Consider the following 1,013-nt stretch of genomic DNA (forward strand, 5'->3'; position numbering starts at 1 on the left):
CTTAAATCAACAAGAAAATTTATTTAATGATTAAAAAATGGGCAAAGGGACGTGAAAACATGTCACTTATTGATGTTGAAGCACTGGAAAAACGTATAGAAAAGCAAATACTAGAGGAAATTCAAGAAAGATCAAGAATAGGAACCATTTGGAGTATGAAACGGATGGCGAAAGAGGCAGGTCATAGTGACGAATGGGTGAAAATGCACTGTATTCCCTATTTAGAACCTCGTGGCGTGGCGTTTCAATTTAAAGGACAATGGAATTTTTTAGCAGAAGAGGCGCATGACTTTTTGAGAAACATGAAAGATTATCAATAGTTGAAAAGTGAGGAGGGAAATACATGCTTCATCTAATCACACTCGCATTCTTTATTTCAGTTGTCATTATGGGCTGCTATTTAGCCGGTTATGGAGTAGGAAGAGCATCAAAAAAATAAGCTCACGCGCCAACGTGAGCCATTGAGGGAATACCATACCCAAACATATATACTTACAGTGTATGGCATTCCCTCCAAAAAAGCAAGTATATTTCAATTTTGGAGGTTTTAACATGGATGGATTTCAAGCCTATGTCAAGTTAGAGGAATTACAAGCACTTATTTCGGATAGTAAAGAGACAAAACCGCCTTACCAATCAGGAACAACAGCGCTCAATGAACAGACAGGAAAAGTAGAAACTAGATGGACAACGATTAGCAAGGAACAATATTTAGAGGAAATGTTAGATGTTGTGAGCCATGAAATCACTAATATTCAACAGGTTCTCTATACAAATACTGAATATGAGTTGGTTAAACTATTTTTTTCCACCATTAAAGCGAACAAACAGTTTCAACGTGAAGAAACCTATAGAAAAGAGTTCTATCAAGATATGCATACGTTACTTGAGGATAAACAGTTAAGCGAGCTTCTTTTATTGGAGTTTTTAAGTAGCAAAGAATTCTTTGAAATTATAGAAGCTATGAGGTTTGATGAGCATTTGGAACCTGATTACATGGATCCTTATGCGAA

The 1,013-nt window shown here is 36.1% G+C and carries 2 protein-coding genes; both read left to right on the forward strand.

What is annotated here, in order from left to right:
• Nucleotides 1–59: 59 nt before the first annotated feature.
• Nucleotides 60–320 carry a hypothetical protein gene (locus HCK02_RS13895; RefSeq protein ID WP_167630690.1) on the forward strand — a complete coding sequence of 87 codons (261 nt, stop codon included), beginning with the start codon at nt 60–62 and terminating at the stop codon, nt 318–320.
• Between the two features lie 232 nt (nt 321–552).
• Nucleotides 553–1,013 (forward strand): hypothetical protein (locus HCK02_RS13900; RefSeq protein ID WP_167630691.1); only part of this gene is annotated, 461 nt, incomplete at its 3' end.

This window comes from Listeria valentina, assembly GCF_011800755.1.
Taxonomy (GTDB): Bacteria; Bacillota; Bacilli; order Lactobacillales; family Listeriaceae; genus Listeria; species Listeria valentina.